This is a genomic window from Albidovulum sediminicola, from assembly GCF_025751575.1.
Taxonomy (GTDB): domain Bacteria; phylum Pseudomonadota; class Alphaproteobacteria; order Rhodobacterales; family Rhodobacteraceae; genus Albidovulum; species Albidovulum sediminicola.
The window spans coordinates 23,102-41,838 of record NZ_JAOWLA010000006.1 but is presented as its reverse complement, the minus strand read 5'-3'; the positions used below and the strand labels follow the sequence as shown (position 1 = coordinate 41,838).

Genomic DNA, 18,737 nt, shown 5'->3' with positions numbered 1-18,737 from the left:
CCGATAAACCTGCGCGGGCGAGAACCGCCCTGCGCCTACTCCTCGACCCGCGCGCGGAAGGTCAGGTCAATCCGGCGCACGTCCGCCTCCTCGACCCGCCGGGCGCGGGCACGCAGAAACCAGAGCCCGACAAGCCGCCCCCGCGAAAGGACAAGTGGCGCGCCGTCCAAAGCGTCCGACACCGCCGCCGCGACCAGCTTCGCGGTCTGAAAACCCGCAGCATCCGTCACGACCGAAACGACGAATTCGTGAAACGCCCCGCGCCCCACCTGATCGGACGCGTCGCGCGCATCCTCAGGCCCAAGCGAGATATAGGTGCCCGCCGCCGTGCCCGGCGGGGCTGCGTCGTAGATCGCCCCGGGAACCAAAGCGCCAAGTGCGCCATCCCCCGCCAGCCGCGCATAGACCGCCGTCTGAAGCGCCGCCGCCATTGCGTAGCTCATGCCAGAAGCTCCTCTTGCGCGAAGCAGGTCAGATAGTGCCCGTCCGGGTCATCCTCGGCGACGGCAGCGATCCTGAAGACGCGCGCGCCGTCCCGCAGGCGCTGTTCGGGTCTCGGGCGCCGCGGCGAGCCGATGGGCGCGGCGCGTACCGTGATGCGATAGGTGACGGTAGAGACGGTCACGAACTCCCCGGCCCGCTCTCGACCGGAGCCTGCCTCAACGGCAGCCCAAAGAATGCCCCTGGCCTCCCATACCGTCGCGTAGCCGCCTGCCCCATCGGGCAGCCGCGCCGCCTCTTCCAGCACCAGCCGTCGGTTCAACCTCAGCGGTTTCATGCCGCGCCCCCGCCGAGCACACGCACATTGCGCCAGCGCTCGATCAGCGCCGCAATCCCCAGAGGGATAGCCTGGCGCCTTTCGGTGTCGTGCCGATGCTCGTGATATTCGGCAGCAAGCAGAAAGATCGCTTGCGCAAGATCGGGCGGCACGTCGGCCCAAGCGGAACCGAACCCCGCCGTGAAGACCACCTCGACCGTGCCGCCCGCGGGAACTCCGGGCAGATAGGAACCCACCGCCTTCAGCCGCGGCCGATGGGCATCACGCTCCAGCGCGTAGCGGCCTGCATCAACCGTTTCGACGGCGCCGGCATCGTCGCGAAGCGCGACCGAAACGATCGCCGAAACCGGCGCGACCGGCAGCGCCTGCGCCCAGTCGTCACGCCAATCCGACAACTCAAGCCGGAAGTCGCGCGTCAGGATCGCCTTGCCAATCCGGCCCTCGATCGCCGCCAGCGCCGCGCGCAGATAGGCCTCGGCCAGCGCATCTTCTGCACCGTCGTCGGCAAAGCCGGTGCCAAGCCTGAGGTGATCCTTGAAAGCCTGCACCGGCAGCGCGGCCTGCGCGACCGGGCTCAACTCGCTCAGCATCATGGAAAATCTCCGAAAGTCTACTCCATCCTGAAAGGAGGGCGCGAGGCGATCCGATGCCGCTCGGACGGAGGGAGCAGCTAGACGGCATCGACCGGGTATCCCCCGCGCCCATCCGGGCCGAGCGTTGCCGCTCGACCCATTCACACGCGTCTTACGACACGGCGAATTTCAGAAGCTTGATCGCCGCGAAGTCGCTCACATCGCCCCCCACGCGCTTGGAGGCGTAGAAGAGGACGTGCGGCTTTGCCGAGAACGGATCGCGCAGCACCCGCATGTCCGGACGCTCGGCGATGGTGTAGCCGTTGTGGAAGTCGCCGAAGGCGATGGCATGGGCATCCGCGCCGATGTCGGGCATGTCCTCGGCGATCAGAACCGGGTAGCCCATCAGCCGGGCCGGTTCCCCCGCCTGAAGCCCGTCAGACCACAGGAAGCGGCCGTCGGCATCCTTCATCTTGCGGACCGCCCCCGCGGTTTTCGAGTTCATCACGAAGGTCGCATTCGCCCGGTACTCCGCGTTCAGCGCATAGACGAGGTCCACGATCGCATCAGAGGCATTGGTCGGCGCGAAATCGCCCGCCGCCCCGGTCGCAACGTAGCCCAGCGCCCCCCAGGCCCAGACACCGTCATCGACAGCGGTATGGGTCAGGAAGCCCTTCGGCTTGTCGATCCCGTCGCCCAAGACAAAGGCCTGAGCCTCGGCACGGGCGAACCTGTCGGCGATTCGCCCCGCCAGCCAACCCTCGATGTCGAAGGCGCTGTCATCCAGCAGCCGCTGGCTGGCCTTGGGCATCGCCGCAAGCTCATGCAGCGGGATCGAGATGCGGTCGATCTGCGGCGTGCCGCTTTCCGACAGCGTGCCGGTTTCCGTCGCCCAGCCCGAGCCCATGTCGGTGTGGTCGACCAGCACGTCAAAGCTCGACGCCTCGACATTCACGACATTGGCGATCGAGCGGATCGAAGCCATCGACTTCAGGACCCCACGGATGCGGTCCGACGTTTCGGGGTCCACCAGGAACCCGCCCTCGGCATTCACCTGGGTGTTGAGGGCCTTGCCCTCAAGCGCCAGCCCGCGCAGCGCGTCGTCGTCACCCGAGCGCAGATAGGCGGCAAAGGCCTTCTTGTGCGGCGCGTCGAGATCGACGGCGGTGGAAAGCGCCGGGCGCCCGAAGGAATGTCCGGCGGCGTAAGATTTGCGATCCAGCATGGTCAGTCGCTCTTCCTGTTGTTGCAACTTCGATTTCACGTCATCCTGCAAGCTCTTGAACTCGCTCAGGAACCCTTGCAGCGCGGCTTTCACCGCCTCGGCCGGAGCGTCGGACACGCCTTCCCCGGCCCGAGCCTTCGTCTCGGTCTTCGTCATCCCATCACCTCAAGTCAGGGTTGGCCTTCTGGGGGGCTAGTCGCCCACCAGCATCCGGCGCGCGTCCTCGAAGGCCGCCGCCAGTTCACGCAAAACGGCATCCGCCGGGGTATCCCCCTTGGCCGCCACCCGCGCCTCGGGAAGCATCGGGAAGGTGACCAGGGACACCTCCCAAAGCTCCACCTCACGAAGAAGCCGCTGGCCCTTCGCATCCCGCTCTGCCGTGACCGTGCGGTAACCGATCGACAAACCATCGATGGCACCCGCCGCCAGTAGCGCCGCGGCCTCGCGGCCCTTCTCGACCTCGGTCAGAATACGTCCCTTGACCTTCAGGCCCCGCGCGTCCTCGGCAATCTCGTCCCAGACGCCGATCGGCTGTGCCGGGTCGTGCTGCCACAGCATCTTGACCGCGCGCCCCGCCTCCTTCAGCCGGTCCAACGACCGGCGATAGGCGCCGGCCGTCACCACATCCCCCCCCTGATCGGCCAGCCCGAACAGAGAGGCATAGCCCTCGATCCGGCACCCGTCCGTCAGCGCGACATCCGCGTCGAGCCGGCAGAACTTCGTCTCCAGCCCATAGTCCAAACTCATCATCTGGCTTTCCTACCTTGTCCCGAATTCCAGTATCGACTGCGCCGCCTGGCTCAGGATCACGCCGACGACCCCGAAGACCGTCATCCACAGGCGCCGCTCCACGCCCTCGATCATGGCCTCGATCCGCTCGAGCCGCCGCTCGACGGTTTCGAACTGCAAGGCCATGATCCTTTCGGTGGTCTCGAACCGATGCTCATGGGCGCATTCGAAAGGCTCCTTCAGGTATCGCGACCCTGACGCCACCTCAGACGCCCTCCGCCAACGGCGGCAGGCCCAGGATGGCGCGTTTTTCGCCTTGGCTCAGGAAATCGGCCTCTCCGACCCGCTTCCACTGCTGGTCCCGCTCGGCCGCGAGCGCGGGAACCTGGTCCAGATCCGGGCGCAACTCCACCTGCTCGCCCAGATGGGTCGATAGCCAGTACCCGACCGCCGCCGCCACCCGCGTCGCCAACGGCAGGACGGTGAGGCGATAGAACCCGCGGTTCGCCTCCTGATAGTTGGCATAGGTCGCATCGCCCGGAATACCCAGCAGCATCGGCGGCACCCCGAAGGCCACCGCGATCTCTCGCGCCGCCGCTTCCTTCGTCTTTTGGAATTCCATGTCCGAGGGGCTGAAGCCCATCGGTTTCCAGTCCAGCCCCCCCTCCAGCAACATCGGCCGCCCGGCATTGCGCGCGCCCTGATGATGCGCCTCCATCTCGCTCACCAACCGGTCATACTGGTCCGATGACAGGCTCCCCTGCCCATCCACGCCGCGGTAGACAATCGCGCCCGAAGGCCGCGCGGCATTGTCCAGAAGCGCCTTTGACCAGGCCGAGGCACTATTATGCACGTCGATGGCCACCGCAGCGGCCTGAAGCGGCGATAGACCATAGTGGTCATCCTGCGGATGGAAGCTGCGGATGTGGCAGACCGGATCGACAGGCCCCGTCATGTCGAAGCGGTGCTTGCGGCCGCCCACCGCATAATCATAGGCCACAGGCCAGCCATCGACGCCCGGCACCACCGCCATCCGGTCAGAGCGCAGGACGTGAAGCTCCCGCGGCAACCCGCCCGGCCCCACGGCCTCCAAATAGCCGTTCCCGCTCAGAAGCAGCTGGCCGTAAAGCGCCTCGAACAGCTCGGCCCGCCCCTGGCCGGGGTTCGGGCGCCGCATCAGGTCCACGACCGGATGGGCGTCATACCGTCGTTCCCGATCCTGACACACCAGCGGCAAGGCCGCTGCCGCCTCCGCGATCAACTTCACCGCCCGAAAGCCGACCGGATTCCCCGCAAAACCGGTCCTCGTCAGGCTCACCGTGTCGCGCGGGCTCCACGCCACGCGCCCCGCTGTGCCCCAGGCCACGACCCGCCCCGTGGCCGAGGCCTTGCGCTCCGGCACGGTCTCGGTCGCGCGCCGGAAGAAATTCCACGCCATCCGCGATCTCCTGTCTGATGAAACGGCCAGACAAACCGCTCTGCTGGCGGTTCATCCTTCACTTTGGCCCAAATACTCCACGGGAGTCCGGGGGTGTGAAACCCCCGGCCTCGCCGCCCGACGAGCCGCCTAAAGGCTGCGCACCTGTGGCCGTCGCCACCCGCGTGCCGGTTCCAAAAGCAGCTCGCTCAACGCCCAGACCAGCGCATCGGCACGGTCCGGGCTGCCGCGCCCCTCATAGCCGAAAACCGTCATCCGGCACATCTGATCCTCCAGCCGGTTCAGCCCACGCACATGGTGCACCCGGCCCTGCTCATAGAGCGCCGCGACCGGCTCCGCCCGCACCGCCTTGCCCGCCGACGCCGAGACGCCCCGATAGGGGACCAGCGGGTCGACTTGCCGGACCACGCTTTCGACGAGCTTACCGCCCTGGTTCACCTCCGCGACCAGCCGGTCCGCCCCGTGCCGGCGAAAGGCGGCGACCGCGGCCTCCGCCCACTGCAGGGGCGAGCCCGAAAGGCTCGCGTCCTCAAGCACCCAGGCCCGCCAGGTTTCCGGCGGCCCCTCCGTGACTGCACCTGCCACCACGATCCCGCATTCATCCGCGCCGCTCTTGCCAGAAACCGCCGGATCGACCGCGACGACGATACGGGAAAACCGCTCCGGCGGCTCCTTGCGCCCCGCCTCGATCATCGCGGTAGTCCAAAGGGCGCCCTCCACGTCCTCCAGCAACTCGCCGGCAAGCTCCTGCCGTCCAAGCCTTGTGCCCGCATAGCGCGCCTGTACCTCCGCCAGGAACGACGCGGCGAGATGCGCCTTGTTCGCCTCGGTCGGTGCATGTGTGATGACCGTCGAGGGGTTGTTGAGGATCGCCTTCAGCGCACCGACATTCCTGGGCGTCGTTGTCACCACCTGCCGCGGATGCGAGCCCAGGCGCAGCGCGAACTGGAGCATGTCCCAAGCCTCCTCTGCGCGCTTCCACTTTGCCAGTTCGTCCACCCAGGCCGCGTCGAATTGCGGGCCCCGCAAGGCCTCAGGCTCATGCGCCGAAAAGACCTGCGCAACCGCGCCGTTCGGCCAGACCAGGCGTTTGCGCGTCGCCTCCCAAACAGGTTTGCGATCCGGGGGCGAACAGGCGATGATGCCGCTGTCGCCGAAGATCATGACCTCGCGCGCCTGCTCGATCGTCTCGCCGACCAGGGCCACCCGCTTCGACCGGCCCGGGTCGAGGGGGCGCGGCCCCTCGACCTCGGCGCGCACCCACTCGGCGCCCGCGCGCGTCTTGCCCGCGCCCCGCCCCCCCATGATCACCCAGGTCTTCCAGGCACCCTCGGGTGGCAACTGATGCGGCAGCGCCCAGAATTCGAAGAGCCAGGGCAACGACATAAGCGCACCCTCGCTCAGCCCCGCCATGAACTCCTCAACCACCTCCGGCGTCGCGCAGGCAAGCCAGGCGGCGGCCGATCTCAATCCGTGCGGCATCGAAGTCGAGCGCGTAGTCGTAAGCGACCCCCGACTGCTCTTTGCTGAGTCTTGCAATCCGGTTGTTCTCCTCCAGAAACAGCGCAAGGGCCTTGCGCAACTCCGACGCAACGCTGGCCCCCTTGCCATCCCATTCCCCGCTGTTCATCCGCCGGATCAGAGCCTCCAGCTCCGATACCGTCGTTGCGAACAACATCTGCGCCTGCGCGATCATGGAACGCGCAGCCGGCTCTTCCGCCGTAAACCTCAATGTCATCAGGTCTTGGTCCGCCTCTCATGCCGATCCGCACGAGCAAAATGGAAAAGCGGCCCCGGGGGATCACCCCTGTGCCGCTCGCCCACTTCTTCTAGCATGCCCGAAGGTATACATTGGACCGTTCGGGAAGTCAAGAGAAATCCATTTTATATCAGAGCGTTAGAGCGCGCTGCGTTAACCCCTCATTAACTGCATTTCGCGCCCGGGGCGCCACCTAGTCAGGTAGCGTTTCGCCCGACCCCCCGAGTTCGGCTGGGAAGTCGCGCATCTTCGGCAACCCGTCCGGCATGCGCAGCACCGTCTCCTGGTAATTGACGTGGACACCGGGCGTGAAGGCCACCCCGGGCACGGTCGCCGCATAAACATCGACGACGCCCCATAGCGGGTGATCGGTCATCAGGTGGCCGCCGCAGATCTTGCAGAACTTGCGGACCGACTTCTCCGTCTTCTGGAAGGCGCCAATATTCTCGGCACCCTTCGTGACCTTGACGTTTTCGGGCTTCCAGAGCGTGAAGGCGTTCACCGGACCCGCCGACCACGACCGACAGGACTCGCAGTGGCAGTAGCCCATGCCCAACGGATCGCCCGAGACCTCAAGCTCGACCGCGCCGCAAAAGCATTTTCCAGATGTCGACATTTCGCACCTCCCCTTGCATCTGCCCGCGCCGGGTTTCGTGCCGGTCTGTCGCCCCTCGGCACAACCCTAGCACAGTTCCGCGCCGACAGGGAGGAAACGCGCTGTCAGCCGCCGTCGCTTTTCTGCGCCTCGATCTCGCGCCACTTCGCGACGTTGCGGTTATGTTCGTCGAGTGTCTTGGCAAAGACGTGCCCGCCTGTCCCGTCCGCCACGAAGAACAGGTAATCGCTCTGCGCGGGGTTCAGCGCGGCGCGGATGCTGTCCTCGCCTGGATTGGCGATGGGCGTGGGCGGCAGCCCTTCGATCACGTAGGTGTTGTAGGGGTTGTCCTTCTTCAACTCGCTTTGGCGCAGGCCACGCCCCAGCACCGATTTGCCACCGGTCAGCCCATAGATGACGGTCGGGTCGGTCTGCAGCTTCATCCCCTGGCGCAGGCGGTTGACGAAGACGCTTGCCACCACTGGGCGCTCCTCCGGCACCCCGGTCTCCTTCTCGACGATCGAGGCCATGACCAGCCCCGCTTCGGGCGTGTCATAGGGCAGATCGCCTGCGCGTTCCGCCCAGAGCCGTTCGATGGTCGCGCGCTGGCGCTCCTCCATATCCGCCAGAAGCTCCGCGCGCGAGGCGCCGCGCTTGATCTCGTAGCTGTCAGGCATAAGGTAGCCCTCGGCGGGAACCTCCTTGACCTCGCCCGCCAGGAACTCGGCGCGCTTGAGCGCCTCGACGACCTGCCAGCTTGTGACACCTTCGGCGAGCGTGATCCGGATACGGGTGTCGGCATCCTCGGCGATGTCGAGATAGTCTTGAGGGACGGCATCGGCCGCCGGATCGAATTTCACCTTCTCAACGTAGCGGTTCGTCACTGCGTCAAGCTCGCGCACCAGGACATCGGTCGCCGCGACGCCTATGCGATAGTTGATCTCGGTTCCGCAGGTCGACCGCCCGCTGCCCGCGACGATACCCATGATCTCCTGCATGGGGGTGCCCGGCTGGATCAGATAGGACCCGGCCTTGAGCCCCGAGGCCCGCCCCTCGTAATCCGCGCCAACCTTGAAGATATAGGCAGAAGTGACAGCGCCCTTCTCCTCCAACCCCTCGGCAACCTGCCAAAGCTTGGCACCGGAGGGCACCTTGTAGCAGATCGCCTCGGCAAGGGGCCCGGGGCCGACGTACTGGCGCTGCCCCCAAGCGAGCACACCGACGACAACCACCAACAATACGACGGCGATCGACAGGAAGTTGGAGGCAATGTTACGCCACATCAGTCCTTGACCCGCCCCAGTACGACCGAAGCGTTGGTGCCGCCGAAGCCGAAGCTGTTGGACAGCGCCACGTCGATCTTGCGCTTGACCGCGGCATTGGCCGCCAGGTCAAGCTTCGGTTCGACGGCCGGGTTGTCCAGGTTGATCGTCGGCGGAGCGACCTGGTCGCGCAACGCCAGCACACAGAAGATTGCCTCGACGGCACCTGCCGCGCCCAAGAGGTGCCCGATGGAGGACTTTGTGGACGACATCGTCGCATTGGACGCATGGTTGCCCAGCAGCCGCTCGACCGCGCCAAGCTCGATCGTGTCGGCCATGGTCGAGGTGCCATGGGCATTGATGTAATCGATCTGGTCCGGCGTGACTCCCGCCCGCTTTAGCGCGGCCGACATCGAGCGGAAACCGCCGTCGCCATCCTCGGACGGGGCAGTGATGTGGTAGGCGTCGCCCGAAAGGCCATAGCCCAGCACCTCGGCATAGATCTTCGCACCGCGCGCCTTGGCGTGCTCGTATTCTTCGAGCACCACGACACCCGCGCCCTCACCCATGACGAAGCCGTCGCGATCCGCGTCATAAGGGCGGCTGGCCTTGGTCGGATCGTCCGCTCGTTTTGTGGAAAGCGCCTTGCAGGCGTTGAAGCCCGCGATCCCGATCTCGCTGATCGGGCTTTCGGCGCCGCCGGCCACCATCACATCCGCATCGCCCCACTGGATCAGCCGCGCCGCGTCGCCGATGGCGTGCGCACCCGTCGAACAGGCCGTCACGACCGCGTGGTTCGGCCCCTTGAAGCCGAAGCGGATCGAGACCTGCCCGGAAATGAGGTTGATCAGCGCGCCCGGGATAAAGAACGGGCTGACCCGCTTCGGGCCCTTTTCCTTGATCAGGACAGCCGTTTCCGCGATCGAGGTCAGACCGCCGATCCCCGAACCGATCATGACGCCCGTGCGCAGGCGCCCTTCCTCGTCCTCGGGCATCCAGCCCGAATCCTCGACCGCCATCTGCGCGGCCGCCATGCCGTAGAGGATGAAGTCATCGACCTTGCGGCGATCTTTCGGCTCCATCCACTGATCTGGGTTGAAGGTCCCGTCGCTACCATCGCCAAAGGGGATCTCGCAGGCATAGGTCGTGATCACGTTGGCGGTATCGAACCGAGAGATCGGACCCGCGCCCGACTGACCGGCCAGAAGCCGCTTCCAGGTCTCCTCGACCCCGCACGCCAACGGCGTGACCATCCCCAGACCCGTGACAACTACACGACGCATCGGCTGCCCTCGTTCTATCCGCGCTACAGCGGTTAGATACACGGCAATCAAAGGGACGGGCAAGGCCCGTTACCCGAACCGGCGGCAGCCGGCCGGTCCCTAGAGGAATTCCGCGACCTTCTGCCGCCCGGGTTGAGCTTCCTGCAGCGCCTCGGCAAGATCGATGGTCCGGTTGAACAGCGCACGTCCGACGAGGGCCCCGGCCACGTCGCCCAGAAGCTTCAGCCGGGAAATATCGTCAAGCGAGCGCACGATCCCGCTGGCGATGATCGGCGCCCGGGTGGAGCGCGCGATCCCCTCGATCATGCCCAGTGCCGCGTCCGCGCCCTCGATGTCCGCGGCAATGTCGGTCACGATGATCCCCGCGAAGGGCGTGTCGGCGAAGGCGTTGATGAAGCCTTCGGCGGTATAGGCGCTTTGGGCCTTCCAACCCTCGATCATCACATGCCCCTGCCAGACATCCACCGCGAGCACGATCTGATCCACGTGGCGGCCTGCCAATTCCTTGACCAGGTGCGGGTTCTGCGCGGCGAGCGTACCGACCACGATACGCCCCGCCCCGAGCTCGATCCATTCCTCGATCCGGTCGCGCGACCGGAAACCGCCGCCAAGCTGAACGGGAATTCCGGCCTCCCGGATGATCCGAAGCACGAGATCGTGGTTCTCCGAACTGCCCGTCACGGCGTCGAAATCGGTGACGTGCATCCACTCCGCACCGGCGTGGGCGAATTCCTTCGCCTTCTCGACCGGATCTACATGCCAAATTGCCGCCTCGGACATGTTTCCGCGCGGCAGGCTCACGCAACGTCCGTTCTGTAGTTCGATTGTCGGATAGATAATCATGCGGCCCTCCTTGGTCTTGGTATTGACCGGCCGCGGCGGACCCGCCCTGGCCGGGATCTCCCTACGCGCAGCCTAACAGCAGAAGTGCCAGAATCCAAAGGGCTATCATGGGCAGGCTTGAACCCCATGCCCCCGGGTACTGGAACATGCACCGTAGTCCCGCGCCAGCGCCCGCGAGCCCCCGCAGGCGTGCGCCCCCCGTCGCCGCCAACGTCGGCCCCGGGCCCCAGGGCGCGTCCCTGCTGCGATGTTGTAGCGATCCAGCCCGCTTGCGCGCAGCCTCAAGATCCTCATCGACTCGCAGCCGGGCGGCAACGAAGCTGGTCTACCTAGTCAAACCGCGTCAGGTTGCCGCAACGTCACCCATTACCCGAATCCCTCGACCGCCCCGTTACCGGCGATCCGAGGGAAGACCGGCCAGCTTTCGGTATCGGGCCGCAGGTTTCCGCCGCTGAAACGATAGACGGGCAGCTCCCGCCCGAACGCCGCGAAGGCGGGAAAACCCGCCGTGGTCGGGGAACTCAGGACCGGCCGTTTGGTTTCGATGGCTGGGATCAGGTCGGCCGTCGGGGCAAAACCGTTCCCCAAACGAAAAACGGCGCCCGTTCGGGGCGCCGTTTCACTTGCTGTTCCGTCAGGATCAGGCGGCTTCGGTGATGAACTTCACCGCATCGCCGAAGGTCTGGATCGTCTCGGCCGCGTCATCGGGGATCTCGATGCCGAATTCCTCTTCGAACGCCATGACCAGTTCCACGGTATCAAGGCTGTCGGCGCCCAGATCGTCGATGAACGACGCATTTTCGGTCACCTTGTCCTCGTCCACGCCCAGGTGCTCGACGACGATCTTCTTCACGCGATCAGCGATGTCGCTCATGTCCAATCCTCATATTCGCGGGACTGCCCCGCCCTTGGTTCCTTGCTCGTTCAGAGCGGTTCTGGCCCTGCGTAAAACAAAGCCACCGGTAAAAGCCTAGCCTTCCCGGCAAATCTGCGCCGCCTATAGCATAGTCTTTGCACGAGGCAAACGCTTTCGCAACCACGCCGTGGCGCGGTTCAGATCATCGCCATGCCGCCGTTCACATGAAGGGTCGTGCCGGTCACATAACCCGCTTCAGGGCTGGCCAGATAGAGCACCGCGGCGCCGATCTCCTCTGCCTCGCCCATGCGTCCGGCGGGTACCTGGGTCAGGATCCGCGCCTTCTGGTCGTCGTTCAGCTTCCCGGTCATCGCCGTTGTGATGAAGCCCGGCGCCACGCAGTTGACAGTGATTCCCCGGCTGGCGACCTCATAGGCGAGGCTTTTCGACATGCCGACCATGCCGGCCTTGGCCGCCGCATAGTTGCCCTGACCCGGATTGCCCGTGGCCCCGACGACGGAGGAGATATTCACGATCCGGCCCCAGCGCGACTTCATCATCCCGCGCAGCACGCCACGGCAAAGCCGGAAGGTCGAGGTCAGGTTGACCTCGATCACGTCGCGCCATTCGTCGTCCGACATGCGCATGAAGAGGTTGTCGCGCGTGATGCCCGCGTTGTTCACCAGGATATCGACCGCCCCCATGGCCTCGACCGCCTGCTTGGGCAGCGCCTCCACCGCCGCGGCGTCGGACAGGTTGCAGGGCAGCACATGCGCCCGCCCACCCAACTCGCCCGCCAGCGCCTCCAGCGGTTCCAGCCGGGTGCCCGAAAGCGCGACCGTCGCGCCCGCCCCGTGCAGCGCGCGCGCGATCGCCCCGCCGATGCCCCCCGAAGCGCCCGTCACCAGCGCCGATTTTCCCGTCAGATCGAACATGTCCGCCCTCTTTTCGTTATCGTTGCCATTCGTGCAGGCCGTACTGGACGGCCACCACCTCAGCCCTTTGCCGACGCCACGTCCTCGGGCGTGCCGACCGCGCGCGTCTCAGCCTCCTTGGCGATGCGCCGGATCATACCCGACAGTGCCTTGCCCGCGCCGATCTCCCAGAAGGAGGTCACGCCCTGCCCCGCCATCCAGGCCACCGATTCCCGCCAACGAACCGAGCCGGTCACCTGTTCGACAAGCAGGCTGCGGATCACCTCGGGGTTGCGAACTGCAACCGCCCGGACGTTCGCCACGACCGGCACCACGGGTTCGCCGATGGCCACGTCGTCCAGCGCCTCGGCCATTACCTTCGCCGCGGGCTCCATCAGCGCGCAGTGGAATGGGGCGCTGACGGGCAGCAGGACCGCCCGTTTGGCGCCCTTGGCCTTGGCGATCTCGACCGCACGTTCCACTGCGGCCTTGTGACCGGAAACCACAACCTGCGCGGGATCATTGTCGTTTGCCGCCTGGCAGACCTCGCCCTGCGCGGCCTCCTCCGCGACCGCCGTCGCGGCCTCGAAATCGAGGCCAAGCAGCGCGGCCATCGCCCCCACACCCACCGGAACCGCCTGCTGCATGGCCTGGCCACGCAGGCGCAAGAGACGCGCGGTATCGGCAAGGCTCAACGCCCCCGCAGCGCAAAGCGCGGAATACTCGCCAAGCGAATGCCCCGCAACATAGGCGGCGGAGGTGACCGGGATACCCTCGGCCTCCAGCGCGCGCGCCGCTGCGATCGAGGTCGCCATCAGCGCGGGCTGCGCGTTCTGCGTCAGCGTCAGGTCTTCCTGCGCGCCCTCCCAGATCAACGCGGAAAGCTTCTCGCCCAGTGCCGCGTCCACTTCCTCGAACACCGCCCGGGCCGCCGGATAGGCCTCGGCGAGCGCCTTGCCCATGCCGATCACCTGCGCCCCCTGCCCCGGAAAAACGAATGCGCGCGTCATCTGGTCCCCCTCACTCGCGATTTCTTTCCCGCATAGCGCGCGCGCGCCTGCCGCGCAATGGACCCGGGGCAATGGACCGGGGCACTGGGCTGGGGCTAGGCAAAGCCCGCCCGGGTCGTCATCATGCCCCCAAGGCAGGAGGTCTGCGGATGTCGCGCTATCATGGCCAGCATGGGTACGGTCCGGTCATCCGGCTCTTTCACTGGCTGACCGCGGTGCTGATCGCAGCCGTGGCGCTGCGCGGCGTAACCATGGTTTCGCTTCCCGCGACGACAGAGGCCGAGGTCGTCGCGATTTTTTCGGCCTATTCCCTGCACAAGACGGTGGGCGTCGCCGCCTTCGCCGTAATCGCGCTGCGACTGGTCGCGCGGCTGCTCACTACCACCCCCGGCCCCCTGCATCCCGAACGCCGGGTCGAGGTCTTCGTGGCCCGGACAACCCATCTGGTGCTTTGGGGCGGCATGATCCTCATCCCGCTCTCGGGCTGGCTGCGGCACGCCTCCGCGCCGGGTTTCGCACCGATCCTTTGGCCCTTCGGCCAGGGTTTTCCCGGCATTCCCTCAAACGAGGCACTCTCGCTCGTCTTCCAGACCTTTCATCGGTTCGCGGGCTGGACGCTGGCCGTGGCCTTCACACTCCACCTTCTGGGCGCGGCGAAGCATGCGGTGCTGGACCGCGATGCGACCTTGGCGCGGATCACGACCGGCGCGGGCCCCTATGCCCCGGCAGCCGCCTTTCCCTTGGGCCCGCTGATCGTCACGCTGCTGATCTGGGCGGGTGTCACCGCGCTTGCCATGCAGCTTGCACCCGCGCCGATGGCCGACCCTTTCGCAGCCTTCGAAACCGCACCGGAACCCGAAGCACCCGCGCAGCCCGCCCCGGCGCCGGAAACCCCGTCCCCGGCCCTGCCGGAACCGGACGGGGAGCCCATCGACATGCCGCCGCCGCCCGCGGACTGAACGGCCATCTGCCGCTTGCATCCAGCGCCCGTTCCTCTATAAGGCCGCATCCTTCCGCTTTCACGAAACCGGCGTAGCCTCTCGTGGCGGGCCGCGGAGGGTTTGCCCGCCTATGAAGCCGCCCGAGACGATAAAGGAGCATACATGCCGCTCTACGAGCATGTCCTCATCGCGCGTCAGGACCTTTCCAACGCGCAGGCCGAAGGGCTCATCGAACACTTCTCCACGGTCCTCGCAGACAACGGCGGCAAGGTCGTCATGTCCGAGTACTGGGGCGTCAAGACGATGGCCTACAAGATCAACAAGAACCGCAAGGGCCACTACGCCTTCCTGCGCACCGACGCGCCTTCGGCCGCCGTGCAGGAGATGGAGCGTCTCGCCCGTCTGCATGACGACGTGATGCGCGTGATGTCGATCCGCGTCGACGCCCACGACGAGGGCCCCTCGGTCCAGATGCAGAAGCGTGACGATCGCGGTGACCGTCCCGAGCGCGGCGAACGCCGCGAGCGTCGTTGATCCGGGCTTGAGGAAAGGAACCTAACACATGGCGAACAAACCGTTTTTCCGCCGTCGCAAGGTCTGCCCGTTCTCGGGTGAGAATGCGCCGAAGATCGACTACAAGGACGTCCGTCTGCTTCAGCGCTACATCTCTGAGCGCGGCAAGATCGTCCCGGCCCGCATCACCGCCGTTTCGGCGAAGAAGCAGCGTGAACTGGCGCAGGCCATCAAGCGCGCCCGCTTCCTCGCGCTTCTGCCCTATGCCGTGAAGTAAGGAGAGAGGCACATGCAAGTCATCCTTCTGGAACGCGTGGCCAAGCTTGGCCAGATGGGCGAAGTCGTCAAGGTCAAGGACGGCTACGCGCGCAACTTCCTGCTGCCGCAGGGCAAGGCGCTGCGCGCCTCCGACGCCAACATCAAGAACTTCGAGGCCCAGAAAGCCCAGCTCGAAGCCCGCAACCTCGAGACCCGCAAGGAAGCCGAGGCACTGGGCGAAAAGCTGGACGGTCAGTCCTACATCGTGATTCGCTCGGCCTCCGACGCCGGTGCGCTTTACGGTTCGGTCACGCCCCGCGACATCGCGGACGCCGCGACCGCAGCCGGTTTCACGATCGACCGCAAGCAGATCTCGCTCGATGCGCCGATCAAGGACCTGGGCCTGCACCGCGTCACCGTCGTGCTGCACCCCGAAGTTTCGGTCTCCGTCTCGGTGAACGTCGCGCGTTCGGCCGAAGAAGCCGAGCTTCAGGCCTCGGGCAAGTCGATCCAGGAACTCGCGGCCGAGGCGGAAGCCGCGGCGGAGTTCGAGATCGCCGAACTGTTCGACGAAGTCGGCGCGGCCGCTTCCGACGAATAATCGGAACAACATCCCGGTCTTGAGCCGCGCCGGTCCCTCCGGCGCGGCTTTTTCATTCCCACGTCCCGACCGTGTCCGATCCGCAACGCCAAGGCCAAGCCTCACACCCTGCAGTTGAGCCGGCTTAAACTGCGGACCGGGTCGGGAGAAGATGCCCTCAATCAAGCACTCGACCAAAAAAGTGTCGGAGAAGGGGACAGACGTGACAAACGGTTTCAAACACTCGCTCGTGGCGCTTGCCGCGCTTGCCCTGGGCGCAGCGGCGGCCGCGCCCGTTAACGCCGAAGGCGCGCGGTACTATGTCGGGTTGGGTGCCGCCTACCAGGCGCTCTCAAACGATTTCGGCGGCTTCAACACTGCGGGCGGTTTCTACAACACCGATACCCAGTCCAGCGACACCAACGCGTTTTCGGCAACCCTCGGAATGCGCGATGCGTTCGCGCTGGGACAGACGTCTTTCGACGTCGAACTCGAATATTCCCAGGGTGGTTCCTACGACACGGTCTCGGCATCCTTCCCTGGCCTGCCGAACCCCACTTTCTTCTATCGTTCCACGATCGAGTCCCGGCGGATCGGCGTCAATCTCTGGACCCAGCTTTCCAACGCCCCGGGGAACTGGGACTTCGACGCGGGTCTTGGCCTTGGCATGGTCAAGACCGACCTCGTGAGCAGTGACACGGTCGTGCCGGCGAACAGCAGCGACAGCACGACCTACGGGATGTTCGGCCTGCGGGCCAGCCGGGCCTTGGGCGCCAATGCGAACCTGGTGCTGGATACGCGCTACATCCTGTCCGCCTCGACCAATCACCCGCTGGCGTCAGGGGTCGTCGATGCTGGCAACCTGACGCACAGCGCCGACGGCCTGCAAGTCGGGATGGGCTTCCAGATCAACTTCGGGGGCTGACCGCGCGCACTACCCAGCCGCGCGGCCGGGCGATGCAAGACGCCCGAGCGCTCCAATCTCGGGCCGCGCCGTCCCCGGCGCGGCCTTCTGCGTTTCGTTCCCGTCATTCGACTGTCGCCCGCAGCCAAGCGGCCCGAGCTGCCCCGCGCTAGGTTTTCGCAAAAATCACGGAACCTCGCATGGCCCATGTCGCACCGGCCTTTCGGCCAGATCACTCCAGCGCCACAGGCGTTGCCTATCTTGTCACCGGCATCACCGTCTTTTCGCTCCAGGACCTGATCCTGAAGCTGCTGAGCGGTAGCTACCCGCTTTACGAAATCATGGTCCTGCGCAGCCTGACCGCGATGCCGTTGCTGCTGATACTGGTCTTGCTGAACGGAGGGTTGCGCAGCCTCGTCGCGCCGGGCTGGTCGGCAATGCTCTGGCGCGGTTTCGTGATCTGCGCGGCCTATTTCGGCTACTACCTCGCCCTAGCTGCGCTGTCGCTTGCCACGACGGCGGCGCTCTACTTCACCGCGCCGCTTTTCATCACGCTCTTTTCCGTCCTGATCCTGCGCGAGCATGTGGGGCCGCGCCGGTGGGCGGCGGTCATCGTCGGCTTTCTTGGCGCTTTGGTGATGCTGCGGCCGGGATCGGAGCTCTTCGACTGGGCCGCGGTCCTCGCAATCGGTTCGGGCCTGACCTATGCTGCCTCAATGGTCCATGCCCGCCACCTTGGCGCCCGCCACAGCGCCGCGGCGCTGGCGTTCTGGGGCAACCTCGTGTTCCTGATCTGCGCGCTGGCGCTGGCTGCTGTCTTTCACGATGGCAGTCAGGAAAGCGCCACGCATGCCAGCCTCGGCTTTCTGTTGCGCGGCTGGGTCAACCCGCCGATGCGCGATCTGGCGATGATGATGGCGACGGGGTTTGTCGCGGCGGCGGGGCTGACGCTGCTGACCCAAGCTTACCGCGTCGCGGAGTCGAATGTCGTCGCGCCCTTCGAATACACCGCGATGATCTGGAGCGTGCTGTTCGGCTGGCTCTATTTCCGCGACTTGCCCGACGCCCAAGGATGGCTTGGGATCGCCATGATCATCAGCGCCGGGCTTTACGTGCTTTACCGCGAGGGGCTGCGCGCCCGCCGCTGATCAGCCCATCTGATAACCGGGGGTGGAGCGCATGATCTCCCGCTCCTCATCGGTCATGTCTTCGACGATGCCTTCGAAGAGCGGCGTCGACAGGTAACGCTCGCCCGTATCGGGCAGCATCACCAGCATGACCGATCCGGGCGCCGCGCTTTCGGCGGCCTTCATCGCGGCGGCAAAGGTCGCCCCCGCCGAGATGCCGACGAAGATCCCCTCCTCGGCGGCAAGCCGACGGGACCAGGCGATGCCCTCGGCGCCCGGAACCGGGATCAGCGCGTCAAAGAAGCTCTTGTCCAAGGTCTCTTGCAGGACAAGCGGGATGAAGTCGGGCGTCCAGCCCTGGATCGGGTGCGGCTGCCAGGCGGGATGGCCCTGGGCAGGGGCGCCATCGGCCTCGCGCGGCTGGGGCGTGCCGCTTTCGATCAAAGCCGCGTTGGAGGGTTCGGTAAGGATGATCTTCGTGTCCGGCCGTGCCTTGCGTATGACGCGCCCGATCCCCGTCACCGTACCGCCGGTGCCGTAGCCGGTGACGATGTAGTCCAGCCGTTCGCCGTCGAAATCGGCAAGGATCTCCTGCGCGGTTGTGGCTTCGTGGATGTCGGCATTGTCCTTGGTCTCGAACTGCCGGGCCAGGAACCAGCCGTGCTTGTCGGCAAGCTCCGCCGCCTTGCGGTACATGCCCACCGCCTTTTCGGCGCGTGGCGTCAGGACGACCTTGGCGCCCAGTATCCGCATCAGCCGCCGCCGCTCGACCGAGAAGCTGTCGGCCATGGTCACCACCAGCGGATAGCCCTTGGCGGCGCAGACGAGGGCAAGGCCGATGCCGGTATTGCCCGAGGTCGCCTCCACCACGGTCTGACCCGGCTTCAGCCGGCCCTCGCGCTCGGCGGCCTCGATGATGTTCACGGCCAGCCTGTCCTTGACCGACGCGCCGGGGTTGAACGCCTCCACCTTCACATAGACGGTGACATGGTCCGGCCCGATCCGGTTGATGCGGATGACCGGTGTGTCACCGATGGTGTCCAGCACGCTGTCATAGCGCCGGCGGCGGCCCTTCGTGGTCCTGATGCTGTCAGTCATGAGGCGTTCCCCTTTTCTCCCTGGTTCCGAACAGCATACGCCATCGTCGCGT

23 protein-coding genes are annotated in these 18,737 nt (G+C 66.1%); 6 read left to right on the top strand and 17 right to left on the bottom strand.

Going from position 1 to position 18,737, the window contains the following annotated elements; all coding sequences use genetic code 11:
- Window positions 1-35 precede the first annotated feature (35 nt).
- From OE647_RS07745 to fabD, 16 genes are all read right to left on the bottom strand, one after another.
- On the bottom strand, window positions 36-443 hold the full coding sequence (locus tag OE647_RS07745; RefSeq protein WP_263721146.1) for a DUF3168 domain-containing protein: 408 nt from the start codon (window positions 441-443) through the stop codon (window positions 36-38).
- A complete protein-coding gene (locus OE647_RS07740; RefSeq protein ID WP_263721145.1) occupies window positions 440-778 on the bottom strand; it encodes a head-tail adaptor protein in 339 nt (112 codons plus the stop codon). Before OE647_RS07740 ends, OE647_RS07745 begins: the two co-directional genes overlap by 4 nt.
- On the bottom strand, window positions 775-1,371 hold the full coding sequence (locus OE647_RS07735; protein WP_263721144.1) for a head-tail connector protein: 597 nt from the start codon (window positions 1,369-1,371) through the stop codon (window positions 775-777). Before OE647_RS07735 ends, OE647_RS07740 begins: the two co-directional genes overlap by 4 nt.
- 151 nt (window positions 1,372-1,522) lie before the next feature.
- Window positions 1,523-2,731, bottom strand: a complete 1,209-nt coding sequence (locus OE647_RS07730) for a phage major capsid protein (RefSeq protein ID WP_263721143.1) — start codon at window positions 2,729-2,731, stop codon at window positions 1,523-1,525.
- Window positions 2,732-2,767: 36 nt separating this feature from the next.
- A complete protein-coding gene (locus tag OE647_RS07725; protein WP_263721321.1) occupies window positions 2,768-3,322 on the bottom strand; it encodes an HK97 family phage prohead protease in 555 nt (184 codons plus the stop codon).
- A gap of 12 nt (window positions 3,323-3,334) precedes the next feature.
- Window positions 3,335-3,568 carry a GTA head formation protein, RCAP_rcc01685 family gene (locus OE647_RS07720; protein ID WP_263721142.1) on the bottom strand — a complete coding sequence of 78 codons (234 nt, stop codon included), beginning with the start codon at window positions 3,566-3,568 and terminating at the stop codon, window positions 3,335-3,337.
- 1 nt (window position 3,569) lies between these two features.
- A complete protein-coding gene (locus OE647_RS07715; protein WP_263721141.1) occupies window positions 3,570-4,742 on the bottom strand; it encodes a phage portal protein in 1,173 nt (390 codons plus the stop codon).
- Window positions 4,743-4,871: 129 nt separating this feature from the next.
- On the bottom strand, window positions 4,872-6,155 hold the full coding sequence (locus OE647_RS07710) for a DNA-packaging protein (RefSeq protein ID WP_263721140.1): 1,284 nt from the start codon (window positions 6,153-6,155) through the stop codon (window positions 4,872-4,874).
- A gap of 7 nt (window positions 6,156-6,162) precedes the next feature.
- Window positions 6,163-6,438, bottom strand: coding sequence for a hypothetical protein (locus tag OE647_RS07705; protein WP_263721139.1), 276 nt, complete (start codon window positions 6,436-6,438; stop codon window positions 6,163-6,165).
- A 256-nt stretch (window positions 6,439-6,694) separates the two neighbouring features.
- Window positions 6,695-7,117: a GFA family protein gene (locus OE647_RS07700; protein WP_263721138.1), complete on the bottom strand. Its 423-nt coding sequence runs from the start codon at window positions 7,115-7,117 to the stop codon at window positions 6,695-6,697.
- Between the two features lie 104 nt (window positions 7,118-7,221).
- On the bottom strand, window positions 7,222-8,379 hold the full coding sequence (gene mltG, locus OE647_RS07695; RefSeq protein WP_263721137.1) for an endolytic transglycosylase MltG: 1,158 nt from the start codon (window positions 8,377-8,379) through the stop codon (window positions 7,222-7,224).
- Window positions 8,379-9,641: a beta-ketoacyl-ACP synthase II gene (fabF, locus tag OE647_RS07690; RefSeq protein ID WP_263721136.1), complete on the bottom strand. Its 1,263-nt coding sequence runs from the start codon at window positions 9,639-9,641 to the stop codon at window positions 8,379-8,381. Before fabF ends, mltG begins: the two co-directional genes overlap by 1 nt.
- A gap of 99 nt (window positions 9,642-9,740) precedes the next feature.
- Window positions 9,741-10,484, bottom strand: coding sequence for a 1-(5-phosphoribosyl)-5-[(5-phosphoribosylamino)methylideneamino]imidazole-4-carboxamide isomerase (locus OE647_RS07685; protein WP_263721135.1), 744 nt, complete (start codon window positions 10,482-10,484; stop codon window positions 9,741-9,743).
- 640 nt (window positions 10,485-11,124) lie between these two features.
- A complete protein-coding gene (locus OE647_RS07680) occupies window positions 11,125-11,358 on the bottom strand; it encodes an acyl carrier protein (RefSeq protein ID WP_263721134.1) in 234 nt (77 codons plus the stop codon).
- A gap of 179 nt (window positions 11,359-11,537) precedes the next feature.
- Window positions 11,538-12,275: a 3-oxoacyl-ACP reductase FabG gene (gene fabG, locus OE647_RS07675; protein WP_263721133.1), complete on the bottom strand. Its 738-nt coding sequence runs from the start codon at window positions 12,273-12,275 to the stop codon at window positions 11,538-11,540.
- A gap of 59 nt (window positions 12,276-12,334) precedes the next feature.
- The gene (fabD, locus tag OE647_RS07670) at window positions 12,335-13,264 is read right to left on the bottom strand and encodes an ACP S-malonyltransferase (RefSeq protein WP_263721132.1); all 930 of its coding nucleotides are present in this window, start codon (window positions 13,262-13,264) and stop codon (window positions 12,335-12,337) included.
- 149 nt (window positions 13,265-13,413) lie between these two features.
- On the opposite strand from fabD, the gene OE647_RS07665 reads away from it, so the two are divergent.
- From OE647_RS07665 to OE647_RS07640, 6 genes are all read left to right on the top strand, one after another.
- Window positions 13,414-14,223: a cytochrome b gene (locus OE647_RS07665; protein ID WP_263721131.1), complete on the top strand. Its 810-nt coding sequence runs from the start codon at window positions 13,414-13,416 to the stop codon at window positions 14,221-14,223.
- Window positions 14,224-14,367: 144 nt separating this feature from the next.
- On the top strand, window positions 14,368-14,739 hold the full coding sequence (gene rpsF, locus OE647_RS07660; RefSeq protein WP_263721130.1) for a 30S ribosomal protein S6: 372 nt from the start codon (window positions 14,368-14,370) through the stop codon (window positions 14,737-14,739).
- A gap of 28 nt (window positions 14,740-14,767) precedes the next feature.
- Window positions 14,768-14,995: a 30S ribosomal protein S18 gene (rpsR, locus tag OE647_RS07655; RefSeq protein WP_261494662.1), complete on the top strand. Its 228-nt coding sequence runs from the start codon at window positions 14,768-14,770 to the stop codon at window positions 14,993-14,995.
- Between the two features lie 12 nt (window positions 14,996-15,007).
- Window positions 15,008-15,577, top strand: a complete 570-nt coding sequence (rplI, locus tag OE647_RS07650; protein ID WP_263721129.1) for a 50S ribosomal protein L9 — start codon at window positions 15,008-15,010, stop codon at window positions 15,575-15,577.
- A 202-nt stretch (window positions 15,578-15,779) separates the two neighbouring features.
- Window positions 15,780-16,481, top strand: a complete 702-nt coding sequence (locus tag OE647_RS07645) for an outer membrane beta-barrel protein (RefSeq protein WP_263721128.1) — start codon at window positions 15,780-15,782, stop codon at window positions 16,479-16,481.
- 179 nt (window positions 16,482-16,660) lie between these two features.
- Window positions 16,661-17,608: a DMT family transporter gene (locus OE647_RS07640; protein WP_263721127.1), complete on the top strand. Its 948-nt coding sequence runs from the start codon at window positions 16,661-16,663 to the stop codon at window positions 17,606-17,608.
- Here the strand turns inward: OE647_RS07640 and cysK are convergent, their stop codons facing one another.
- Window positions 17,609-18,685 (bottom strand): cysteine synthase A, encoded by a 1,077-nt coding sequence (cysK, locus tag OE647_RS07635; protein ID WP_263721126.1) that lies wholly within the window; start codon window positions 18,683-18,685, stop codon window positions 17,609-17,611.
- Window positions 18,686-18,737 lie beyond the last annotated feature (52 nt).